General features: G+C 47.7%; 17 protein-coding genes. 3 read left to right on the forward strand and 14 right to left on the reverse strand.

All coding sequences use genetic code 11. From position 1 onward, the window contains the following. Nucleotides 1-275 precede the first annotated feature (275 nt). From ACFS7Z_RS04300 to ACFS7Z_RS04320, 5 genes are all read right to left on the reverse strand, one after another. Entirely contained in the window at nt 276-1,523 is a 1,248-nt protein-coding gene (locus tag ACFS7Z_RS04300; protein WP_377481444.1) for a glutamate-5-semialdehyde dehydrogenase, read from the reverse strand. 3 nt (nt 1,524-1,526) lie between these two features. Then, entirely contained in the window at nt 1,527-2,618 is a 1,092-nt protein-coding gene (proB, locus tag ACFS7Z_RS04305; RefSeq protein WP_377481447.1) for a glutamate 5-kinase, read from the reverse strand. Between the two features lie 385 nt (nt 2,619-3,003). Beyond that, the gene (gene proC, locus ACFS7Z_RS04310) at nt 3,004-3,828 is read right to left on the reverse strand and encodes a pyrroline-5-carboxylate reductase (protein ID WP_377481450.1); all 825 of its coding nucleotides are present in this window, start codon (nt 3,826-3,828) and stop codon (nt 3,004-3,006) included. Nucleotides 3,829-4,425: 597 nt separating this feature from the next. After that, nucleotides 4,426-4,647 carry a hypothetical protein gene (locus ACFS7Z_RS04315; RefSeq protein WP_377481453.1) on the reverse strand — a complete coding sequence of 74 codons (222 nt, stop codon included), beginning with the start codon at nt 4,645-4,647 and terminating at the stop codon, nt 4,426-4,428. Between the two features lie 241 nt (nt 4,648-4,888). Further along, nucleotides 4,889-6,502 (reverse strand): vitamin K epoxide reductase family protein, encoded by a 1,614-nt coding sequence (locus ACFS7Z_RS04320; protein ID WP_377481456.1) that lies wholly within the window; start codon nt 6,500-6,502, stop codon nt 4,889-4,891. A 187-nt stretch (nt 6,503-6,689) separates the two neighbouring features. Here ACFS7Z_RS04320 and ACFS7Z_RS04325 point away from each other — a divergent pair, with 187 nt between their 5' ends. Continuing rightward, the gene (locus tag ACFS7Z_RS04325; RefSeq protein WP_377481459.1) at nt 6,690-7,325 is read left to right on the forward strand and encodes a hypothetical protein; all 636 of its coding nucleotides are present in this window, start codon (nt 6,690-6,692) and stop codon (nt 7,323-7,325) included. A gap of 199 nt (nt 7,326-7,524) precedes the next feature. Here the strand turns inward: ACFS7Z_RS04325 and ACFS7Z_RS04330 are convergent, their stop codons facing one another. Continuing rightward, on the reverse strand, nt 7,525-8,004 hold the full coding sequence (locus ACFS7Z_RS04330) for a vitamin K epoxide reductase family protein (protein WP_377481462.1): 480 nt from the start codon (nt 8,002-8,004) through the stop codon (nt 7,525-7,527). A 180-nt stretch (nt 8,005-8,184) separates the two neighbouring features. Between ACFS7Z_RS04330 and ACFS7Z_RS04335 the strand changes: the two genes are divergently transcribed. Then, nucleotides 8,185-9,222, forward strand: coding sequence for an SDR family oxidoreductase (locus ACFS7Z_RS04335; protein WP_377481465.1), 1,038 nt, complete (start codon nt 8,185-8,187; stop codon nt 9,220-9,222). A gap of 357 nt (nt 9,223-9,579) precedes the next feature. Here the strand turns inward: ACFS7Z_RS04335 and ACFS7Z_RS04340 are convergent, their stop codons facing one another. The 5 genes from ACFS7Z_RS04340 to ACFS7Z_RS04360 form a co-directional block, all read right to left on the reverse strand. Next, nucleotides 9,580-10,929 carry a sialate O-acetylesterase gene (locus ACFS7Z_RS04340; protein WP_377481468.1) on the reverse strand — a complete coding sequence of 450 codons (1,350 nt, stop codon included), beginning with the start codon at nt 10,927-10,929 and terminating at the stop codon, nt 9,580-9,582. Between the two features lie 176 nt (nt 10,930-11,105). After that, nucleotides 11,106-12,329, reverse strand: coding sequence for an AGE family epimerase/isomerase (locus ACFS7Z_RS04345; RefSeq protein WP_377481471.1), 1,224 nt, complete (start codon nt 12,327-12,329; stop codon nt 11,106-11,108). Between the two features lie 13 nt (nt 12,330-12,342). Then, nucleotides 12,343-13,551 (reverse strand): glycoside hydrolase family 130 protein, encoded by a 1,209-nt coding sequence (locus ACFS7Z_RS04350; RefSeq protein WP_377481474.1) that lies wholly within the window; start codon nt 13,549-13,551, stop codon nt 12,343-12,345. Between the two features lie 138 nt (nt 13,552-13,689). Next, the gene (locus ACFS7Z_RS04355) at nt 13,690-15,561 is read right to left on the reverse strand and encodes a sodium:solute symporter family protein (RefSeq protein ID WP_377481477.1); all 1,872 of its coding nucleotides are present in this window, start codon (nt 15,559-15,561) and stop codon (nt 13,690-13,692) included. A 92-nt stretch (nt 15,562-15,653) separates the two neighbouring features. Then, complete coding sequence (locus ACFS7Z_RS04360) at nt 15,654-16,820, reverse strand: glycoside hydrolase family 26 protein (RefSeq protein WP_377481480.1); 1,167 nt, start codon at nt 16,818-16,820, stop codon at nt 15,654-15,656. Nucleotides 16,821-17,423: 603 nt separating this feature from the next. On the opposite strand from ACFS7Z_RS04360, the gene ACFS7Z_RS04365 reads away from it, so the two are divergent. Beyond that, the gene (locus tag ACFS7Z_RS04365; protein ID WP_377481483.1) at nt 17,424-18,299 is read left to right on the forward strand and encodes an AraC family transcriptional regulator; all 876 of its coding nucleotides are present in this window, start codon (nt 17,424-17,426) and stop codon (nt 18,297-18,299) included. 168 nt (nt 18,300-18,467) lie between these two features. Here ACFS7Z_RS04365 and ACFS7Z_RS04370 read toward each other — a convergent pair whose 3' ends face one another. The 3 genes from ACFS7Z_RS04370 to ACFS7Z_RS04380 form a co-directional block, all read right to left on the reverse strand. Next, the gene (locus ACFS7Z_RS04370; protein WP_377481486.1) at nt 18,468-19,604 is read right to left on the reverse strand and encodes a serine hydrolase domain-containing protein; all 1,137 of its coding nucleotides are present in this window, start codon (nt 19,602-19,604) and stop codon (nt 18,468-18,470) included. Nucleotides 19,605-19,942: 338 nt separating this feature from the next. Next, complete coding sequence (locus ACFS7Z_RS04375) at nt 19,943-20,458, reverse strand: NUDIX domain-containing protein (RefSeq protein WP_377481489.1); 516 nt, start codon at nt 20,456-20,458, stop codon at nt 19,943-19,945. Nucleotides 20,459-20,771: 313 nt separating this feature from the next. Then, nucleotides 20,772-21,794, reverse strand: coding sequence for an SDR family NAD(P)-dependent oxidoreductase (locus ACFS7Z_RS04380; protein WP_377481492.1), 1,023 nt, complete (start codon nt 21,792-21,794; stop codon nt 20,772-20,774). Nucleotides 21,795-21,887: the final 93 nt, after the last annotated feature.

The raw sequence follows: 21,887 nt of genomic DNA on the forward strand, positions 1-21,887 counted from the left end.
ATCCTGTAACTGTTAAAGTGCGCATAAAAGACCCATCCCTACCCTTTCGAAGGGGGGAATTTCTGCAACAGTAAATATTCACCTCCTCCGTGGGGAAAGGGTGGATCGGAGCTGCTTCGAAACTGTAAGTAATACCTTATGTCATACTATCAAGCAGCAGTATCCAATTACATTCCACCACTATAAGTTGACAGAAGCCGCTCAAAAAACGCCAAAGAGCCGGCTGCTGTTCTAAAACATCAGCCGGCTCCAGATAAATTTTAGTGCTTCTGTTTCTAAGCCCTTACCTGTCCGTTTCCTTTCACTATCCACTTATAGCTGGTGAGTTCGTCTAAAGCCATCGGGCCACGGGCATGCAGCTTTTGGGTACTAATGCCTATCTCGGCACCAAGTCCAAACTGGGCACCGTCAGTGAAGGCAGTGGAGGCATTGGCGTACACAGCAGCGGCATCTACCGCTCTAAGGAAGTGCTCTGTATGCGCTTCGTTTTCTGAAATAATGGCTTCACTATGCCGGGAGCTGTACTTGTTGATATGCTCAATAGCCTCATCCAAATCAGAAACTGTTTTCACAGACATTTTTAGCGACAGGAATTCTGTTCCAAAATGTTCGTCCGTTGCCTGGTGCAGTTTCTCCTCCGGGTAACTCTCTTTCAGAACTTTATAGGCAGGAGCATCGGCATATATTTCCACTTCTTTTTGTGCCAAGCCTTTTCCTATCTCTGCTAAATCCTGCACCCGGTTCTTGTTTATCACCAGGCAGTCCAGGGCATTGCACACGCTCACCCTTCTTGTTTTGGCATTCACAATGATGTCTTTACCTTTTTCAAGGTCAGCAAACTCATCGAAATAGGTGTGAACTATACCGGCTCCTGTTTCAATAACCGGCACCTTTGAGTTTTCGCGTACATAGTTTATAAGTCCCTGGCTCCCGCGCGGAATGATGATGTCTACATAATCCACGGCATGCAGCATCTCGTGTGTGGCCTCACGGTCTGGCGGCAGGAGCTGTACAATGTTTTTACCTACGCCATTGTTTTCCAGCACCTCATGTATCAGGCTAACTATGGCTGTATTAGAGTCCTTTGCATCACTGCCTCCTTTTAGCAGCAGCGCATTTCCTGAACGGAGGCACAAACTGAAAACATCAAAGGTGACGTTAGGCCTCGCTTCATATATTACACCGATAACACCTAAGGGTACAGACACTTTCTTTAGCTCCAGTCCATTTTCCAGCTTTCGCTCAGCCAGCACTTTTCCCAGCGGAGAAGGTAGACTGGCTACATTGCTGATGTCAGCGGCTATGCTCTCCACCCGTTCTGCCGACAGCTTCAACCTGTCATACTTCGGGTCGCTGGCGTCCATGCGCTGCAGGTCCTTCCGGTTCTCAGACAGAATAAATTCGGTGGCTTCAACGGCCCTGGCGGCCAGGTCCTGCAGCACTTTTACTACCTTCTCCTCTGAAAGCAGGTTTAGCTTTCTGCTAGCCTGTTTCACGCTTTTGAAAACCTGTTGCAATGCCATAGTTTAGACGTTATGATATTTAAATAAATATAAGTAATTGTAGTGAACGAGCGGTTTCTGGTTATTCAGTCCTACTTTATCGGTTGCTGTCCTGGAGGAGTATTCCGCTTTACCCAGCCCAATATTCTCCCCATTCGCATCTCTGATCCGGATGATGTCTCCCCTGGTGAAATCTCCGGTGATATGTTTTATTCCCACCGGCAGTAAGCTAGTCACCTCATCAGAGTATAAAGCCTCTTTTGCCCCCTGATTTATGTGTACTTCCCCTTTGGTGAAATTGTCGCTGTGCGCCACCCACTTCCGCGGGTTTGGCTTAGATGAATCCGGCTCAAAATAAGTTGCCTTCAGCTTCTTATGATAAAATTCATGCAGCACGTTCTCGCGGTTTCCGTTTGCAATGTAAACATGTATCCCCAGATAAGCTGCCTTTTTTGCCATCTTCATTTTGCTCTGCATACCGCCTCTTCCGAAAGCAGACTTTGAGGTAGCAATATAACGGCTGACTCCTGAGGTCCTGCGGCTTACCCGCTCTATAAGCTTAGAGGCAGGGTCATTGGGATGCCCTTTGTAGATACCATCCACGTTGGTCAGCAGAATAAGGGTATCGGCATCAATCATGGCGGCCGTCATGCTAGCAAGTTCATCGTTGTCCGTGAACATCAGCTCGGTTACAGCTACCGCATCATTTTCGTTGACGATGGGTATGATGTCGTGGTTGAGCAGCCCCAGGAGGCAGTCTTTAATGTTCAGGTAATGTCTGCGGGACCGGAAGTCCTGTGGTGTTACTACAATCTGGGCGATCTGGTGCCCCTCTTTCTGAAAGAGGTCTTTGTAAGCATGTATGATGTCTATCTGCCCGACGGAGGCCAATATCTGCTTTCTTACTACTGATTCTGTTTTATCGTCGAAGGTGATGTGCTTTCTGGCAAAGGCCACTGCCCCTGACGAAACCAATACCACCTGCAGCCCCTGCTCCCTCAGAAAGACGAGTTGCTTTACCAGGGAAGCCATGCGTTCCCTGTCTGGTGAGCCATCGTCTTTAGTAAGAACATTAGAGCCTATTTTTACAACAACAAGCTGCGCCTGGTGATCCATGTATGATTATTTCTTAATAAAAAAATTGATTTTCGGCTAAACGCAGGCATTCCTCCCTTGAATTGCTCCTGGGTATTCTGTGGCCAAAATTGTGGGTTTAGCAAAGGCTAAAACGCTTCCTTCTAATTTTTGCAAGCGCAAATGCTGCCGGTATTTGATTCAGAACTAAAAGACAGGCTCACTGTAAAACGGGATCATGCATACCTACACAAATAGCTGCTATAGTTTACTATTAGTAGGATGGCTTATGAACGTCAAAAGGAGTAAAGAGAAATGATGTGGAACTGCTTTTGTAGCCGGGCACCTGAAATAAAATATTGCTGCTCCCACACCAATAACACTTCATGCTAAAGTATGGGAGCAGCAACAAGCATTAGCTAAGCCACTATACTGACTCAGCTTCCCGCTGTTCTTTCAGTATCCGGATTCTATCATAAGAGGTAACTAAGCCTTTGATAACCGCAGAGGAAAGCCCCTGGTGCTCCATCTCGTTCAGGCCGGCAATGGTACAACCCTCAGGGGTTGTTACTTTATCTATCTCCTGCTCAGGGTGCGATTCGTTTACTGCAAGCAAAGTAGAGGCTCCTTTACTTACCTGAACAGCAATCTTCTGCGCATCTTCAGCATCCAATCCCAGCTGAATACCGCCTTGTGTAGCCGCACGGATAAAGCGCATGTTAAACGCAATGCCACTGGAGCAAAGGGCGGTAGCTCCTGCCATCAGTTCTTCTTCGATAATGAGCGTCTCGCCCAGGCAGTTAAAAATACCCACTACCTCGTTCTCTACCTGTGCAGCCATCCCGTTAAAGGCCAGGCAAGTCATGGATTGTTGTACTGCAATAGCGGTGTTCGGCATACTGCGCACAATGGGGAACTCCCCTACCGACAGCACTATTTTATCAATGGTTACACCTGTTATCACGCTTAGCAACACATGCTGCTCCGGGTTCAGGTGTGGTTTTATGTCGTTGAGCACGTTATCTAACTGTGCGGGCTGCACACACAGCATGATCCAACGGCACTGCTTCACGGCTTCGCTGTTGCTGTTTGTTACCTGCAGTCCTTTGTCTTTGAGAAACTGAATAGACTTGGTATTTCTTCTAGTTACAAAAACGTTTTCAGGCTTAAACTGGCCGTTGCTTATCAGGCCTTCTGCAATGGCGATTCCGAGATTTCCTGCTCCGAGGATAGCTACGTTGCTATTATTCATTCTTCTGATTACTTGTGGTTTTTACGACTCTGGTTTCAGAGCGTTTACATTGAAACATTATTAACTGAACCACAAAAGTACAAAATCCATTTTACTAATAAAAAGCCAGGCACTCCTTTTCCTGCTTCACAAGGGGCTGTTCAAGGCGCAACCACACTTTGCAATGCTTTGTAAATCAATAAATTATATACATAAAACGATCGCATTCTAAATACTTGCAAAATATTTTCTGATAGGGGTTTTACCTCTTATTCCAGGCCAGCAAAAATACAGATCGGAAAAGTTATAAATCCATCAAAATACACTGCTGTAATTCTATTTTGTTTTGAGAGGCACAAATGTATGGCTCCTGCTTATTCTTCGCTTTTAGAATGAATATTTATACCTGACTTACTAAACTTCAACCTTCTCCATTTAGGAATCGATCTGTCTCAAATGTTAAAAGCTGGCATGCGTAAACCATATGATATTTCCTTTACCTGTATGGCGGGAGCGGCAGGTATGACAGGAAGTTCATCTCATTACTAAACCGTAAAACCTGCCCGTGCGCGAGTAGCACAAAGGCAGGTTTTACAGTTTATACTTATATACTTTTTTCTAGTGCCGATATGTGGTTGTATTGCTTGGCCGAACGAGGAGCCACAGGAGCAATCCGATTGGCCACGCAAGAAACGCTACGACAATGGCTACCAGCCAACCCGGCTTTCCTCTTCGTTCCGCATCTTTATAAGACCAAACAATACTCCATAAATAAAGAACCAGCACCACCAGCCCCAGTACAATGCCGAAAATACCTAATCCTAAAAGTGTCTCTTCCATAGTGTTTATTTTATAGTGGTTTGAACCTGTTACTTGTACTTTTTAACGGGGCCAGCATATTTAAGGTTAATTATCAATTGTTTACGCCTCATTAGCATGAAGTACGAGGCATAAGCTTCCGACAGGAAGTCACCAAAAAATTCGCACTGCCATACTCGCCATTCTCATTCATAGTGCTCTATAACGCCCTACCTCCAATAGGAATTAAAGTTATCTCTGTCTATCCACTTCATATATACTTTCACTTGATGTACTCGTCCCAGCCAGCATAGCGCTGCGTTTTCGGACCCAGTGGCAAAGACAATGCTGCTATCGCCAACCCTAGAATCAAGCCGGTTATACTAAGGCTGCTCGGGCTGTCTTGCATGAACCATGGTGCCGCAGCTACTACCAAAGCCAACAGGATATTAAAGTAGCGGCAGAGACGCAACGGCTCCCCCATACTAAAAACCGATACCACCACCACTAGCGCTCCACCCAGGTGGAACACATTAGCTACTGGTTCATGGATGCTCACACCCAGCACACCCGGTGCCGCCATGGCAGTTGCTCCCAGCAGCGTCGCCACTGTCAGCGTCCAGGGAAAGCTGATGCCCCAGATGGAGGAACGGTAAACAGCGCCCGGCTGCTGCGGGAATTTCATCATGGCTGGAGCCTCATCTTTTTCGTCGCTTTCCACTGTTCCTCCTTTCCAGAATATCTTCCAGAAGCTTTCTCCCTGCTGCTTTACCTTCCGCTTCATAAACTGCCCCATCGCAATCACCTCATCTACCTCCAGCGGAATCATCGGAATCATGATAACAGCGGCTAAGATGCAGAAGGTGCACCAGGCTCCCACCACCACCGGTTGGCTGATGACAAGGAAAATATGCACCATCCCCAGCGGTATGACGAGTATGCCAAAGAAAGCGACCATCCAGGGCATCGTGCGCCAGCGGGTGGGGGCTCCCATCCAGCCCATCAAAAACTCAAAGGTATAAGCCAGGGCACCAAGTCCTGCGTCAGAGACGGGCAGTGAATGCGACATAGCAGAATTCAGCACCTGCTCGCTTTGCGAACCGAAGAACGGGTCCCAGACTGACTCAATATACCCTAGCTGGAAAGCGGCGAGGTAGCGGGACACAATCCACCCCACAAAACCCAGCACCATCATAATCCACCGCTGCGGCCAACTGGAGGGGTTGTAGCTCCAACCGGGTGGTGTGTCAGGTCCCATCTTCATGTACATGATCATGTTGGGCATACCTGGTATCAGAATGGTCAGCGCTATCAGTAGGGCACCCACCATGGTGTCGTTAAGGTAAGCTACGGCTGTAGGAGACCAGAAAACAATCGGTGCCATGGTGAGCCAGACGCCGATAAAGCAGCAGATCCAAATACTTATAGGCCGGTTAGGTGTAAGGCCGCGCCAGCCAAAAAAGATTAGGAGTGCACCACTGATAATGTCGCTCCACTTCATGAAAATGATACGCTGGTCCAGGGTGAGCCATACTGTTCTGCCACCCGATGGCTGCACCGTACCGATGCCGTAGTCGAAGGTGAACGGCGAGAGCAGCACCCAGGCTCCTAGTATGATTATCATCCAATACACCCACAGCGTTTGCATGTGGTGCATGTGCAGCATTTTCTCGCGCATCTCCTCCGACATATTCATATCATGGCTGCCGCCGTTTTTGTGCTGCTGCTCTTCATGTTGATAGTCTCCTCTTTTGTGCTGGTGCTGGTTATGTTCGTCCTGCCCGTCGCTGTGCATGTTCTCATTATGCTGCCGCACCTCTTTTTCAGCCATTGGCCTGGTAACGCCGCGCATACCCATCTCGTGCTTTCCGTTCTCTTTGTGCTTATCGTCCTCCATTGTTCTCTGTTAGGATTAAGAAATACTCTTATGAGTCACAGATTTTTTATACGCCGACAGAACTATAATGATATTTCACCTCCTAAAGCCACTAAAGCAGGCCTTTACACCAACATCTGGCCATGAGGACCGTATTGCTTCTGAGTGAAACAACTAGAATTTAAAGCTTAGGAGGAAGCGCAGCGATATGGGACTGAAAGATATGTTTGAGAACCTGAAGAAGGAAGTGAAGGTGGTGCAGGGCGAGGAGACCAAAGACAAAGTCTACAACAACCACAAGGAGTTTGCTGATGAAGCCACAGCCATAAAGGAGTTTGAACGGTCGAAGCAGAAACTCTTTGATGTAAATATGTGGACAAAAATGGCCAGCTTTAACTCCGATTTCCGTCTTTATGACAGCCGGGGACACCGTACCACAGCCCAAAAACCTGAAATAGGCTATTACATTGAAATTATACTCCCTGCCTCAACTATAGAAAACTGGGTAAAGGTAACGGATATCAGGGAAGAGGAGAATATGGCGGAGTTTGTGGTGCACCCCAGTGAAAAACCCGAGCAGCGCGGCCAGGAAGAGAAAGAGATCAAGCACTTCTTCATTAAGGAGGCTAGCAGTACCTTCCGGGTGGTGCGTGAGGGCAAAACCATCTGGGCATATGAGATTGGAAAGAACGAAGGCATCAACAACCAGGGAGAAGAGGCCGGCGACCGGGCATTGCTGAATACGCTGGTAGCTGAAGGCGGATGGGCCGGCGTGCAGGCTCTGCAATGGGATAACCTGACGCGTTACCTGGTGCACCTGGATGAGGCAAAGGAAACTGATTGAAGATTATTAGAATTGGCTGCTTTGCTGCAAGCGGCTTATCCAGCCACACCGATTAGATGAGATGACTGGTGGTAAGTATGGCAGTGAGAGACCCGATGTAGGTTTCTCACTGCCATTTTGTTTTGTTCTACTTTTAAATATATGCTATTGAGCAGGATGGAAAATCCGCATCAGCCACGGGTTGCTTTGCCAGCTACTACTAATCCCGACGCTTCAGGATTTTAAGCATGGGGCTTAAAGAAGAGAAGTTGATAACAGCACCAGCCACACAATAAATACATACCTTCTTCTGAACAAAGGCCATTTTGTAAAGATACTGCGCAGCACCGGCAGCCTGCCCTAATATAACTGCACCCATGGCCACATCTAGTATGCGCGATTGCTTTTTGAAGCGGGTAGCGGCGGTGGCCAAAAGCATGGTAGCCGTATAAGCTCCTAAACTTACAAAGCCATCCGGCATGCCCAGTAGCACGGCATCTTGTGATGAGTTTACTTTCTCTGTGTCAAATACTTTCCCGGGCAGGTCAGGCATGCTCTTGATAAAGCCCAGTTGGAACAGGGATATCAGGCTAAAGTCTATCAAACCCAGGGCAGACTGGGCTGCAATCAGACGCCGGTACCGGGTTATCTCTGTGTTGTCTTCTCTGATTTTGTCTATTACTGTTTTTTTTGTTTTCATAGTCTTTTCGTTTGTCACTTTGATTTACGCGCCATCAGGGTATGGGTTCCTGAACTACCTGCAGCAGATCAAACATAAAGCCTTAGTTATACTATTAATACTAGTTGCTCTGAATATAACTAAGTCAGTAAAGGAGGCGTACCAACAGCAGGAGAAAATTATACTTAACCTGCCATAAATATGAATGAAGACAACAACAGTAACTACAAAGGCGTAGCGGTTGTGACCGGTGCCTCAGCTGGCTTGGGAAGGGCCATTGCCCGTGAATTTGCTCAGGAGGGATACGACGTAGGTTTGCTTGCCCGTGGACTTGAAGGACTTGAAGGAGCAAAGAAAGAAATAGCAGCCTTAGGCCGCAAAGCGGTATATGTACAGGTAGACGTAGCTGATGCCGAGGCCGTAGAAAACGCTGCTGCCAAAATTGAAGAGGAACTCGGGGAGATTACCGTATGGGTGAACAACGCCATGAACAGTGTGTTCAGCCCGGTAAAGGAGATGACGCCGGATGATTACAAGCGTGTAACGGAGGTAACCTACCTTGGACAGGTGTACGGCACCTTATCTGCCCTCAAACGCATGCTGCCCCGCGACCGGGGCTCCATTGTTTTGGTTGGTTCCGCACTGGCTTACCGTGGTATTCCGCTGCAGTCTGCTTACTGTGGGTCTAAACATGCCATTCAGGGATTCTATGACTCACTGCGCACAGAGCTGATGCACGACAACAGCAACGTGAAAGTAACGATGGTGCAGTTGCCTGCCATGAACACAACACAGTTTGGCTTTGTAAAGACCCGCCTGCCAAACAAACCGAAGCCAATGGGTAAAATATACCAGCCAGAGGTAGCTGCAAAGGTAATTGTTTACGCCGCGGAACATGAACGCCGGGAATACCGCGTAGGGTATCCTACCTTGCAGGCGATTATCGGGAACAAAATAGCCCCTTGGTTTGCAGATTATGTTCTAGCTAAAAACGGTATTGAGGGGCAGCAGACAGACGTGCCGGAAGATCCTAACCGAAAACACAATCTTTATGAACCTATACCAGGAGACCATGGCGCACACGGAACCTTCGACGACCAGGCCACTTATTCCAGTCCGCAGGTATGGCTGAGTCTCCACCGCGATGATATCCTGAAAGGCGCACTGGCCCTTGGGGGAATTGTTCTTGGAGGTATGTTAATGAAGAAGTGGGAGGACAGAGATGAATACGATGATTAGCAGAAACTAAACTCAGGTTGGATATTAGACATTATTGGTAAACAGAAGAGCCATTCATAAAAGTGAATGGCTCTTCTGTCTTTGGTTCTTAAAGGAAAGTGGTGTTTACTATGGAGCAGGAAAGTTAACTCACCCTATCACTTGTTACCTCCAAACCTGAGGAATAGAAGAACACTGCTGCCATTGTTGTGTGGTTTTACCGACAGCCTTCTTAACATCTATGCTCCTCTCGCTGATTCATACAATTTGGTACGAGTGTCCTCTTCAGACTTACTGTTTTTGGACCTCCGGCCCAGTTAAGCCGGAGACTCAACATTCTTTTTGCGTCACGAACCTTGAGAATTGCTCCAGGTTAGGCTACTGCTGCATCGGCCAGTTGTCTGTTCTGAAGGAAGATACGGGCAGCCCTGCCTTGTTAAATAAACCTGGCTTCACCGTATTGCTCCACTCATAGCGTACTGCCACAGGGTTCTTCACCGACTTAGCCTGCACCACAACCGTGTTTCCGTCTATTCTGGCATCTGCTTTCACAAATTTGCGGTCTTCGCCGGCAATTTCAAAGTTTGGCAACGCTTTGCTTTCGCTCACCAGTCCTTTATCTGCATAGTCAAAGTACAGCCTTACTTTCCTGCCTTCCACTTTCATCTCGCGGAACAAAGGGCCGGAGGCAGGGCGGTTTTCTTTGCCATATGTTTTATTCAATGCCAGGTTAGCCAGGCGCTTTCCTACGTCCAGCTTGTTTCTTGGATGGATGTCGTCGTTGTTGCCGATGTCGCTTACCACCACCATACCGGTATCCGGCACTTTCAGGCTCTTGCGCTGTGAGTCTCTTAATAATGCGCCGGCATAGGGACCATAGTCCTTATAAGGGGCAATCTGTACAAAGTAGAAAGGAAATTCATAGCCCCACTCACTGCGCCAGTTGTTTATGAGGGCTGGCAGCAGGGTTTCATAGGCCTCCGGAGCAACGGTGTTAGATTCACCCTGGTACCAGAGGGCACCGGCAATGTGGTACGGAATCAGCGGGGCTATCATGGCATGGTAGGCTTTGCCAGGTTGTGAAGGACCATATTCTACTTCTTTCTGCTTTGCTGCAGCCTCCACCAATACCGGGTCGCTGGCAATGGTTTCAGGGCTTACCCACACCTCTCCGGGTGTACCACCCCAACTGCTGTTAATGAGCCCTACCGGCACACTAAGCTCCTGGTGCAACTCCCTCCCGAAAAAGTAGGCTACAGCACTGAAGTGTTTCATGGTTTCAGGAGTACTCACTACCCAATCGCCCTGCAGGTTGAGTTGCGGACCGTCGGCTGTCTGGTGCGCCACATTGAAAAAGCGTACCTCAGGGTAACTTGCTTTTGGCACTTCCACTTCGGCGCTTTCTATACCCGCCGCAGCCGACCATTCCATGTTTGACTGTCCGGAGGCAAGCCATACTTCGCCAATCAACACATCATTGATTATTATGGTATTGTACCCCTTCACGGTCACCACATAAGGACCTCCTGCGTCAGGAGTATTCAGCTTAACAGACCATTTGCCCAGGTTGCTGGCTTTAGTCGTCACAGGCTTGTTATTCCAGGTGCCTACCACCGTAACTGGTTCGCCCGCCTTGGCCGAGCCCCATACGGTTACTTCTGCTTTTTGCTGCAATACCATGTGGTCGCTGAAAATGGCCGGGACAGACACAGCCCACGCAGTATGCATTAAACTAAATGCTAGAATGATTTGAAGGATGAGATTCTTTGTCATGTATAGGTATGTAAGTAAAACTTTAGGTTGTCTTGGATTAACGGGTAATTCTATTAAATAAACTCATGCCAGCTTTTCCAGCACGGTAAGAAAACAAAAAGCCAGTTTTTGTAACCAGCTTTTTGAAAAAATTATTTATTTATCATCTTCTCACAACGATGCACCACCTCCAGACAGGCGCGGGCGTTGTGGTAAGGGCATTTCCAGAAACCGATTTTATCTTCCGCTTCCATCAAACTGTAGTCGTCGTTTACGCCCCAGAACCATTCTCCCCTTTCCTTATCTAATAAATGGTCTTTAGAGAACTGCCAGGCATTCCAGGAGTGATGCAGGTAAGCTTCATTATCTGTCAACTCATATGCATTCAGGAAACCTACCATGGTCTCGGCGCTCACCCACCATTCTCGGTGCTTGTCGTAGTGATTGTTTTCACGATTCAGTTCATGGTAAAGACTGCCATCCGGTTGCAAAGTTTCGGAAGTAGCTTTTGCCATAGCCACGGCTACTGCTTTTACTTTCTTTGTCAGTTCCTGCCTGCCCAGTACTTCTGCCGCTTCCTGCAGCAGCCACGAAGCTTCTATATCGTGCCCAAAAGAAACAAGGTCTGCAGTTGGCTTCCAGTCTTCTGTCAGGAACAGTATCAAGTGGCCATCCTCTCCCACCATGTACTGCAGGAACACTTCCAGTAGCCTTTCTAACTGCTGCCCCAGGTGCTGGTCGGGCCATACCCGGTACAGGTTGGCGTAGGCTTCCAGTATGTGCAGGTGCGTGTTCATGGTCTTTGGATCGTTTCGATCCTTCTCACTCAAGCGCAAATCGTCCAGCAAGCCTCCCTCCCGGCTGAACGCCTCAAAATAGCCGCCCTGCTTTGGATCGAATGATTGGTTTTCTATCCACCGGAACAGCGCCTTTGCGCCCTCCAGCGCTTTCTCATTTTGAGTCGCCATGTAGTATTCACTCTGGCCATATAGCACAAAAGCGAGGGCATAAATCTGCTTCCGCGTACTGAGGGGATTTCCTTTCGCATCTACAGACCAATAAGTGCCGCCATAGGTATAGTCCCAGAAATGCTGCATCAGGTAGTTATAAGCCCGATCAGCCACCTCTAAGTAGACTTCATTATTAGTATGTCGGTAAGCGGCCGAAAAGGTCCACAGGATGCGGGCATTCAGGACACCCCCTTTCGGAGCATCCTGCACAACATTTCCCCTGTTATCCATTTTCCCGATAAAGCCGCCCTGCTTTTCATCCAGTGCATGCTGCATCCAGAAAGAGAGGATATTTTCCAGTTCTGCTTCCGCCTCTTCCTTGTAAATCTTGAGCCTGCTTTTAACTTCTTTTCCTTCTGACTTCATTCTCAAACGCTTCTTACACATTCACCTCCAATACCTTTCCCTGCTCCTGCAGGTAGGCCAGGTTCTGGTCAATCAGCAGGTTGATCCGGTTTACAGAGGCAGCTGAACGGAACTGATCTTCCGGGGTGTTGATGGCATAATCTAAAAGCCTGTCTATAGTGGAAGTGGCCACATGCATCCTGGTGTCAGATGAGGCATAGTAGATATACACGGTACCGTCTTCTTCCGGTATCCAGCCGTTGGCAAACACTACATTCGATACATCACCTACACGCTCTTCGCCTTCCGGGGCAATAAAGTAACCGGCAGGTTTGTGTATCACTTTTGTCACATCGTGCAAGTCGGTCATGAAAACATACAGCACGTAACGCAAGCCAGCAGCGGTGTTACGCACGCCATGGGCCATGTGCAGCCAACCTTTGTCAGTCTTAAGCGGAGCCGGTCCCTGTCCGTTCTTCACTTCATAAACCGTGTGGTAGCGTTTTTCATCGATGATGGTTTCCTCTGGCACTACCGCGTTTTCCATAGAATCTACCAGGCCCCACCCAATGCCACCGCGCGTACCAGCCTCAATAAAGGAATCCTGCGGACGGGTATACAGGGCGTACCTGCCATTAACAAACTCGGGGTGAAGTACCACGTTGCGCTGTTGCGGAGAGTTTGTTACTAAATCTGGCAGGCGCTCCCACTTCACCAGGTCTTTTGTGCGGGCAATACCGCATTGGGCGTTGGCAGCAGACTCATCTCCCTGCGGCGCATTGGGGTCTTTGCGCTCTGTGCAGAACAGGCCATAAATCCAGCCGTCTTCGTGCTGCGTCAGGCGCATATCATACACGTTTACGTCCGGCTCATCTGTCTCAGGCAAGGTGATGGGGCGGTCCCAAAATTTGAAGTTGTCCACGCCGTTCGGGCTTTCAGCCACCGCAAAGAAAGACTTACGGTCTACGCCCTCTACCCGCACCACCAGCAGATACTTGCCGTTCAGTTTAATGGCACCAGCATTGAAAGCAGCATTGATGCCGATGCGCTCCATCAGGTAAGGGTTTGTCTCCGAGTTCAGGTCGTAGCGCCAGAAGAGCGGGGCATGCTGCGCCGTCAGGATAGGATTCGTATAACGATCATAGATACCATTCCCCAGCGGCTCCTTTTTGTTCTGCCGTGTAATCAGGTTATTATGTGCTTCTTCTAATTGTTTGAGTCGTTCTTTAAATGCAGTGTTCATCGGAAATTTTTACTAAAATTATTTTGATCTATCTACCAGGGTAATTCCTCTTTTTACCAAGACACAGCGGGATTATCCGCTGTTGTCAGTTGGCCAGGCTAACAACAATGCTGTCACATGCACAGCAAGAGCCGCCGCTTAATGTGTAATAAGTGGTTCCTTTTCAGACTTCGGAATAGCGGCATTGTGTGTATTTAGCTTGTCCCACCAGGTTTTTTTGAGGATAATGCACACCACCAGCAAAATACCGATGGTCACATACAGCTCCGTATCCATTCCAATCACCAGGTATATCGGGAGAACCGTTAAGCACATCTGCCCCAGCACCCCAATCACCACATTAAAGGCGTCGAGCCAGAAGTTCTTGTTTTCTGTTGCTTCCGGGTTTTCTGCTTTCACTTTTTCAGCTATAGGTCCCCAGAATCCCCACGGGCGCACATTTCTGTAGAAGCTCTGCAGGGTTTCTTCGTCGGTAGGAGGTGCCGTAAACGTGCCAATAAGGCTCCCTGCCAGCGAAATAAGGAGCAGCAGCGGGAAGTAGTATAAATCCAGACCGTCGAAGAGGTAAGGGAAGACAAGCGCAGGCACGATGCCAGCCAGCATGCCCCAGAAGAAACCGCTGCTGTTAAAGCGCCACCAGTACCATTTCAGCACGTTCGCAGAAATATAGCCGCCGTAGAGTCCGGCCACGATCCACTGCAACAGGCTGTTTACATCTTCTGCGAAGAAGCCAATCACTACACTCACCAGCACGACCACCACACCCGTGGTGTAGTTGATGCGGCTTACGGTGTCGTTTGTTGCCGTCGGGTTTACGTACTTCAGGTAGATGTCATTTACTAGGTAAGCTTGGGCGGCGTTCAGCGTACCGGCAAATGTACCGATAAAGGCAGCTAATAGCCCGGCTAGTATCAGGCCCATCAATCCATTTGGAGCAAAGTTCTGAATGGCAGAAGGCAGAATTCTTTCCAAGTCGATACCGCTTGCCGATTCCAGGTTGAGCTGCTCGTAATTCAGCAAGGCCAGCACAGTAAAACCAATGATCATCAGGTAACGCGTCGGGATAAGCACCAGTGACACAAAACCACTCATCTTAGCGGCATCCTGCGGAGAGCGCGCTGAAAGAATTTTCTGCATGTCGTAGTTTGGCGTTGGCCCTGCTATGCTGGCCAGTACTCCTTTAAAAACCATCAGGCTGAAGAAGATGCCAAACAATGAATAACCATCTGACTGGATTTTATCATTCACTTCATCTATAATTCCTGTCCAGTTCAGGTCTTCCAGCGTGGCACCAAAAAAGGGAGTTTTCCATGCTTCCGGCACATTCAAAGAAGCTTTTTCCAGGTTGTTCATCGCCATTACCCCAATCACAACGGCTGCTACTGTCATGATGATAAACTGCAGCACATCGGCCCAGACAATACTGGACATACCACCTAAAATAGAATAAAAGACAGCGAAGGAAGTAAACAGCAGGCCATAGAAGTGCGGCACAAATTCAGCAGGAAGATCAAACGGCAGGAAAGGCTGCACGTAAGACCACGGCACAAATATTTCCACGAATTTACCCAGGCCTATAAAGCCATACGCCAGGAAGCCCAGGCAGCTTATAAGGGCAAACACCACGACGATGCCATGTGATTTATCAGCAAACTTCCCTCTACCAAAACGGGTCAGCATCCATTCAGCACCAGTAGTAACGTTAGACCGTCGCAACCAGGCTGCCAGGAACATCATCAGGAAAACCTGGTTAAAGGATGGCCACAGCCACGGAATCCAGATACTTTTCAGACCATAGACAAAGGCCAGCATCACCATCCACATGGTACCCGAGATATCGAACATACCAGAGGCGTTGGACAGCCCCAGTGCGTACCATGGCAGGGTGTTACCACCCAAGAGGTAGGCATTCTTGTTTACCCTTGCCCTCCGCTGCATCACCAATCCTATAGCCGCCACGGCTACCAGGTACAAGGCAACTATACCAATATCAATTGCAGTTAATCTCATTTATATATTTTTGGCTGATTGTCTAAGGCTATGGGAGAGTAATTCTTAGGAAGAACAAGTATGGCTTATGCTAAACCTGCAAGCGTCTGTTATTACTTTGCCGGAGGTGCACTATAGATGTTCCTAGCATCCACCTCCTTCATAAAAAATACATTGTCGCGGTTATAAAACTCCCTGAAGTTCTCTACACTATTATGCCCCGGATAAGGTGCATAATAGTGGTCTAGCCGCCCATTTAGCCAGACTAGCACATACGAGAGGCCGGCATTCTCCACTACCGGAAGCAGGGTGTCCGTCCACCACTCTGTCAGCGGAACCTTTTCGTGACCTGTTTCGGTAAAAGCCCATACTTTGTCTTTCTCCTGCCCTATCTGGCCCACGGTTTCCACCATGCGTCTGGCATCTTTTATAAAAGCCGTGTCAGGTGCGGGGGAAGCAACAGCTGGGTCTATTTTTGGGCGGTGGTAAAGGTCAAAACCTACAATATCCACGTAGTCATCGCCGGGGTAGCACTCCATATAATCTTCGGGGGAGATAAACCTGTCGGTGGAGTAGGCAATAAGGAGGTTATTGGCTCCTTTGTTTCGCAGGTAATCGATGGTGTAGCGCCACATTTTCTTATAATCTTCAGGAGAAACATGGTCACGACCCCACCAGAACCAGCTGCCGGTATGCTCATGCAGCGGGCGGAAAACGACTGGAATTAACTCTCCTTTGGGCCCTTTGAGGCTGGTCATAAAGTTTGCCACATTGTCGAGCCAGGAGTCGTAGCGCTTAAGGGCCACAGGGTCGTTGAAAAGGCGCTGAATGGTAGAGTCCATCTTGTCCCAGCTTGTTTTCGAAGGATCAAGCGGGTTGTTCAGGTGCCAGCTAAAGGTGTTTAGTCCACCCCGTTCGTACACCTGCTGTGCGTAGGCACGCATTCTGTCGAAAGGTACACTATCAAGGTTGGTCACAATTCCGAGTTCTAAATGGCCCAGGTCCCAGCCAACCACGGCAGGATATGCTCCCACTACTTCTTTTACATCAGAGCGCCCGTCTTCATACTTCCACCCGATGCCGTAAGCCAGGTCATCCTGGTGCCCAAACATGATGCCTTCTTTTGAGAGGCGTCTCATGTTGGCGTAAAGGTTCTTTGTTTCCTGTGTTGCCTTCGGGTCTACTGGCAGGATGTGAGTATCAGTTACCTGCAGTTTCTGAGAACAGGACGCTTGCAGGAAGAGGAAAGCAAGAAAACCAAAGAGGACAATACGGGCCATACAGGATCAAATAAGATGGTCTGTTCTTTTCACCTAAACATCTATGCATCAGAACCAAAGATATGCTGCTCTCCCAGTTCCTCAACATTGCTTATAGACCCTTAAAGAAGCCACTTAGAGGGTATTTTCCGTAACAGAAAAGATATAAAGAGCACTTCAATACAAACAGGTCGGAATAACAACGAAGGGTAATAAGTAAGTAATCAGCAACTTTGTTTCTTAATTACAAAACTAAATAGATTGTTCTCAGGTTTATAATACTATTTTACCAAAACTTTGACTAAATTACTTCCTATTCGGCACGCTGTCTTTTAACAGGAGGATGTGAACAGGCTTGAAGGTGACCTCAATTAAAAAGGAACTTAGTGTATAGTTAGCAGCCCATCATTAAAACATGCTTCATCTTACCAAGCAGGTAGGCCTGAAGTGATAGCTCCTGGACATAAGATAATACCCGAGTTGATGCACGTCATTTAATTAGACAGAATCAATTCAAAAGAAGAGATAGGACAGGCATACAAAAGCACCAATACTTTTTTTACCTTCCGCTATCATAATACTCAGTAGTACAAAATCAGCACTAGCTTTAAATTAATAGTACCCATGACAACTGCTGCTTACAGAGAGATAACCCCGCTAACCCAGAATGACTGCTTTACCGTTTTCTCCAGGACGAAGAAAGAGTTCAAGTTCCCTTTACACTATCATGAGGAATATGAACTGAACCTGATATCGAATGCAACCGGATCCAAGCGCGTTGTGGGGGACAATATTGAATTGATTGACGACCTTGAACTGGTGCTGGTAGGTAGCAATCTGCCGCACGGCTGGTTTACGCACCAGTGCCAAAGCGAGAGCATCAACGAAATAACCATCCAGTTTCACCGCGACCTGTTCGACGAGAAATTTCTGAGGCGCAACCAACTCAGCTTTATCCGTTCTTTGCTGGAACGCTCCTCCAAGGGAATATCCTTTTCTCAGGAAACAAAAGAAGCTTTTAAGCCACGCCTTGAGCAACTGGCTAAGAAGAGCGGCTTCGACTCTGTGCTGGAACTCATCTCTATTCTGCATGACCTGTCTACGTCACGCAACATGCGGACTTTATCCAACAGCACCTTTACTTCAGATCAGTTCAGCTATTACAGCAGAAGAATAGAAAAAGCTTTTGAATACATGCAAACCTACTATGACAAAGACATTACGCTGGCTGATATCTCGAAAGTGGTGAACATGCCGGAGGTGTCCTTCAGCCGTTTTATAAAAAAGCGCACAGGTAAAACATTTGTGGAAAGCCTGAATGAGATACGCCTCGGCCATGCCTCCCGTATGCTGATTGACACCACCGAAACTATTTCAGAAATCTCCTACAAATGCGGCTTCAATAACCTCTCCTACTTTAACAGGGTGTTTAAAAGGGAAAAAGGAAGCACTCCAAAAGAGTTCAGACAGAATTACTCGAGTTCCTGTGTGATTATTTAAACCATAAACTGACAGAATTTAGCTGCATCAATAAGCAGTCGAAGCAGCCCACAAGTAGTCTGTCAAAAGTATAAGAAGTATAAAACATCTTATCTAATGGTTTTGACACTAAACAACCATTCTAGAACGGAAGCGCAGTTGCAAATTTCTTTCTGACGATTAAGACTTTTACATTTTAGCACCGGCTGCTTTACCTTGCTTTTTCTCGTTATTGGCAATGGTAACGGGCTGGGCGGGATATAGGAAGCTTCTGACTTCTTTCAGATGCTGAAGGCTACCATTGGGTAGATTGCTTAAAATGATAAGCGCGCTGTGGTCCTTTGGGTTTCGCAACAGATAGGTCGTGTAGCCATGCCATAAGCCGGCATGGTATACAACAGTATCACCGCTATCAACAGCTTTGATACGCCAGCCAAACCCATAGTCCTCGTCTTTTTTCTCTTCAGGGCGGGAGCCTCTGAAAGCCTCCTCAAGAGTTTCTCTCCTTACCAGCTTTTGCGTGTACAGGGCCTGGTCCCACTTGTATAAATCTTCTACCGTAGAAAACATTCCTTTGTCTCCGAGCACAGTATCCTGATAATCTGAGGTTCTTTTTTGCCTGGCCCGGGTGTGGCCGGTGGCTACTTTCCCGGTCTGGCTTTCCAGGTCATGAAACATAAAGGTGTTTGTCATTTGCAAAGGCTCGAATATATGCTGGTGCATAAAGGCGGCAAAGGACATTTCAGAAACCTTTTCTACAATAGAGGCCAGCAGAAAGTAACCGGTATTGCTGTAATTGAAGTGAGTATCGGGCTTGTAAAAAACGCGTGGCTTATGCTCCGCCATCAGGTTTAGGACATCATCGTTTGTGATTGACTTCTTGCGATCGGGCCAAAGTTCATCGCTGAAATACGTGTAGTTGGGTAAGCCAGACCGATGGGTAAGCAAATGCCGGATGGTAACTCCTTTATAAGGAAACGAGGGGATGTACTGCTGCACAGTGTCATCATAATCTAGTTCGCCCTGCTCCTTCAGCATCATGATGGCCATGGCCGTAAATTGCTTGGATACAGAAGCCAGCTGAAAAGCCGTTTGCGTGGTCAGGCTATCTTTTCGGTAAAAGTCGGCATAGCCATACGCCCCCTTGTAAATCACCTGGTCGTATTTTGTATACAGCACCGTTCCGTTAAAGCCTCTTCTCTTATGCAAGTAGGTAAAAATGGAGTCTACCTGATGCCCAAGCTTCTGGGCACTGGCTGCGGTAAACGAAGCCGGGACCTCCACCTGCTGCCTCTCCTCCCTGTCTGTTAATATATTGTTAAACAAGCCATCTGTATTCGATTCCTGGCAAGAAACAAGGTAAAGACAGAAGACGCACGCGGTGATACATCGAAGCAATAGAATTTGTACTTTAGAGAAGGTCATAACAGAAGCCGCCAACATGTAAGTGAGTCTTAAATATAAGCGGTCAGCTTCAGTATTCTAAAGTAAAATTTTAAATATTTTCAGACTTCCGGAGAAACAGGATGAATGGTTCTAAAATAGCGTTTTTTCCCGAGGCTGTAAACCTAACTCTGTCAATGGTTTTGATAAACACCCTCAACGCAGTTTAGCTTACAGCCTCCCCTGAGAAGCTGTTTTACCCCTCTAACCATAAAAACAAATTATTTCTGTTGCAGCTTTAGCCACAGCTGTGCGATAATCGTTTTAGCATCATGTGTCTCTAAGTCTATTAATTCTTGAGCTGAATATCGCACAATTTGAATATACTCGTGTTCCTGCGCACTTCCACCGCCCGCACCGTGCTGCTCCGACACCTCTGCATAAAATAAAGATACCTGTTCTGTAGTGCCGCCCGGAGAAGAATAAAATGTATACAGATGCTCCAGCTTATTCACATGGTAACCAATTTCCTCTTCTATCTCCCTTCTGATACTTTGCTCCGGCTGTTCTCCTTCATCTATCATACCTGCCACTACTTCCACCAGTTCCGATTCAGATCCAATCCGGTACTGTTTTGTGAGAATATATTGGTGTTTTTCTGTATCGTATACTAAGGCACACACGGCGCTTCCACGATCGAACTGCTCTCGGGTGAAAGTCTGCCCTTCCTGCTCTACAGTTATTTTATTTATCTTAAAATAGCCGTCATAGGCTTTTTCTCTTTTCTTTATTTTCATTGTTTTCAAGTTTTTTGCCAAGAGTATGGCTCTCAAATTTCAATCATACTATAAGACAAGCTTCATTTTTTCCCTTTGGAGGCAGATTCGTTTTAATCTCTCTTACACTGCGCAAATTTCAGACTTAGCTTAAAAGGAAGTCTTGTCTGTACCGGCTTGGACAGAGGCCCAGAAATGACTCACGCTCGCGGGGCGCGAGCGAAGGCATTTACAGCATAAACATTTCTAGCTTTTAAGGGAGATTATTGTCATTAGACAAGATAGCAAAAGTACGCCAACTGCAGAAAAAGCCTTACTAAGCCCCGTAACAGAATTATAACTCATTATTGCGCTGCGCTGCCTCCTGCGTCCGCTCTGTAAGAAAGGATTCTGACAAGGCTGTTTCGCTCTCGTAGCCTTTCGCCCTTTTGTTGCCGATGCCGCCCTCGCCAGGAAGTAATTTGTTTACCATGCCAAAGACGTTGGTCATGAACTCCGGCGACAGGCCGTGCAGCAGAGCCGCTAACTTAGCAGGCAGTGTAGTCGTTACTTCAGCATCTCCGAAGCGCAGGGCATCCAATATCTTTTTGGCTGTAGCCTCCGCACTCATTGAGGTTAAGGGACTGGAATCTATAATTTTGAAGAGTGCATACTCCTGTTTGTGCTGACCTTTCACAAACGCATGGCGGGGACTTCCTGTTTGAATCAGGCCTGGTGTAGCAGTGGTTACATTTATGTTATACTTCTTTAACTCTGCTCGTAGCCCCTCCGACAGCCCCGTCAGGGCAAACTTACTGGCACTATAAGGAACTAGATGCGGCACACTTATTTTTCCCCCAATAGAAGAAACATTAAGTATAAGCCCGCCCCCACGAGCTTTCATGCTTGGCAGTACCGCCATGATAGTATGAACAGGTCCCCAGTAATGGGTGTTGATGGCCTCCTCGAAATCCTGCAGATTCATTTCTGCCACGGGACCGGCGTGGATGATGCCGGCGTTGTTGATAAGCACGTCAATCGGTCCGAACTCGTTCTGCACATTCGTAACCATATCGTTTACTTCCTGTGCTACCGTTACATCGCATTTCTGCACCAGCACGTCAGCACCGTTGCCTGCCAGCTCCATGCGGGCATCCTCCAGTTCAAACTCGTCGCGGGCGCAAAGTACCAGTCGGGCACCTTCTTCGGCCAATTGCCGCGCCATTACCAAGCCCAGGCCTCTGGAGCCTCCGGTTATCAGTACTACTTTATGGTTGAAGTCATAGGCTCCTAAATTCCTGATGGCGGCTCTCGCTGCCATAATGGCTCCTGCACCGGCGGCCACCCACCATAGTTTTTTTGTGTCGTTCGCTTTCATAGTTAGGGTCAATTAAGAATTTATGGGAAACACCACGCCCGTTAATGCAGGAGCATCCGCCCACACCTTTACGACACCAATTGATGAGTAGTT

The sequence above is a fragment of the Pontibacter toksunensis genome, assembly GCF_042686245.1.
GTDB classification, from domain to species: Bacteria; Bacteroidota; Bacteroidia; order Cytophagales; family Hymenobacteraceae; genus Pontibacter; species Pontibacter toksunensis.

Bases quoted from the DNA above. Each gene is read 5' to 3' on its own strand.
- ACFS7Z_RS04300 (WP_377481444.1), bottom strand. From the start codon at position 1,523: ATGGCATTGCAACAGGTTTTCAAAAGCGTGAAACAGGCTAGCAGAAAG.
- proB (WP_377481447.1), bottom strand. From the start codon at position 2,618: ATGGATCACCAGGCGCAGCTTGTTGTTGTAAAAATAGGCTCTAATGTT.
- proC (WP_377481450.1), bottom strand. From the start codon at position 3,828: ATGAATAATAGCAACGTAGCTATCCTCGGAGCAGGAAATCTCGGAATC.
- ACFS7Z_RS04315 (WP_377481453.1), bottom strand. From the start codon at position 4,647: ATGGAAGAGACACTTTTAGGATTAGGTATTTTCGGCATTGTACTGGGG.
- ACFS7Z_RS04320 (WP_377481456.1), bottom strand. From the start codon at position 6,502: ATGGAGGACGATAAGCACAAAGAGAACGGAAAGCACGAGATGGGTATG.
- ACFS7Z_RS04325 (WP_377481459.1), top strand. From the start codon at position 6,690: ATGGGACTGAAAGATATGTTTGAGAACCTGAAGAAGGAAGTGAAGGTG.
- ACFS7Z_RS04330 (WP_377481462.1), bottom strand. From the start codon at position 8,004: ATGAAAACAAAAAAAACAGTAATAGACAAAATCAGAGAAGACAACACA.
- ACFS7Z_RS04335 (WP_377481465.1), top strand. From the start codon at position 8,185: ATGAATGAAGACAACAACAGTAACTACAAAGGCGTAGCGGTTGTGACC.
- ACFS7Z_RS04340 (WP_377481468.1), bottom strand. From the start codon at position 10,929: ATGCATACTGCGTGGGCTGTGTCTGTCCCGGCCATTTTCAGCGACCAC.
- ACFS7Z_RS04345 (WP_377481471.1), bottom strand. From the start codon at position 12,329: ATGAAGTCAGAAGGAAAAGAAGTTAAAAGCAGGCTCAAGATTTACAAG.
- ACFS7Z_RS04350 (WP_377481474.1), bottom strand. From the start codon at position 13,551: ATGAACACTGCATTTAAAGAACGACTCAAACAATTAGAAGAAGCACAT.
- ACFS7Z_RS04355 (WP_377481477.1), bottom strand. From the start codon at position 15,561: ATGAGATTAACTGCAATTGATATTGGTATAGTTGCCTTGTACCTGGTA.
- ACFS7Z_RS04360 (WP_377481480.1), bottom strand. From the start codon at position 16,820: ATGGCCCGTATTGTCCTCTTTGGTTTTCTTGCTTTCCTCTTCCTGCAA.
- ACFS7Z_RS04365 (WP_377481483.1), top strand. From the start codon at position 17,424: ATGACAACTGCTGCTTACAGAGAGATAACCCCGCTAACCCAGAATGAC.
- ACFS7Z_RS04375 (WP_377481489.1), bottom strand. From the start codon at position 20,458: ATGAAAATAAAGAAAAGAGAAAAAGCCTATGACGGCTATTTTAAGATA.
- ACFS7Z_RS04380 (WP_377481492.1), bottom strand. From the start codon at position 21,794: ATGAAAGCGAACGACACAAAAAAACTATGGTGGGTGGCCGCCGGTGCA.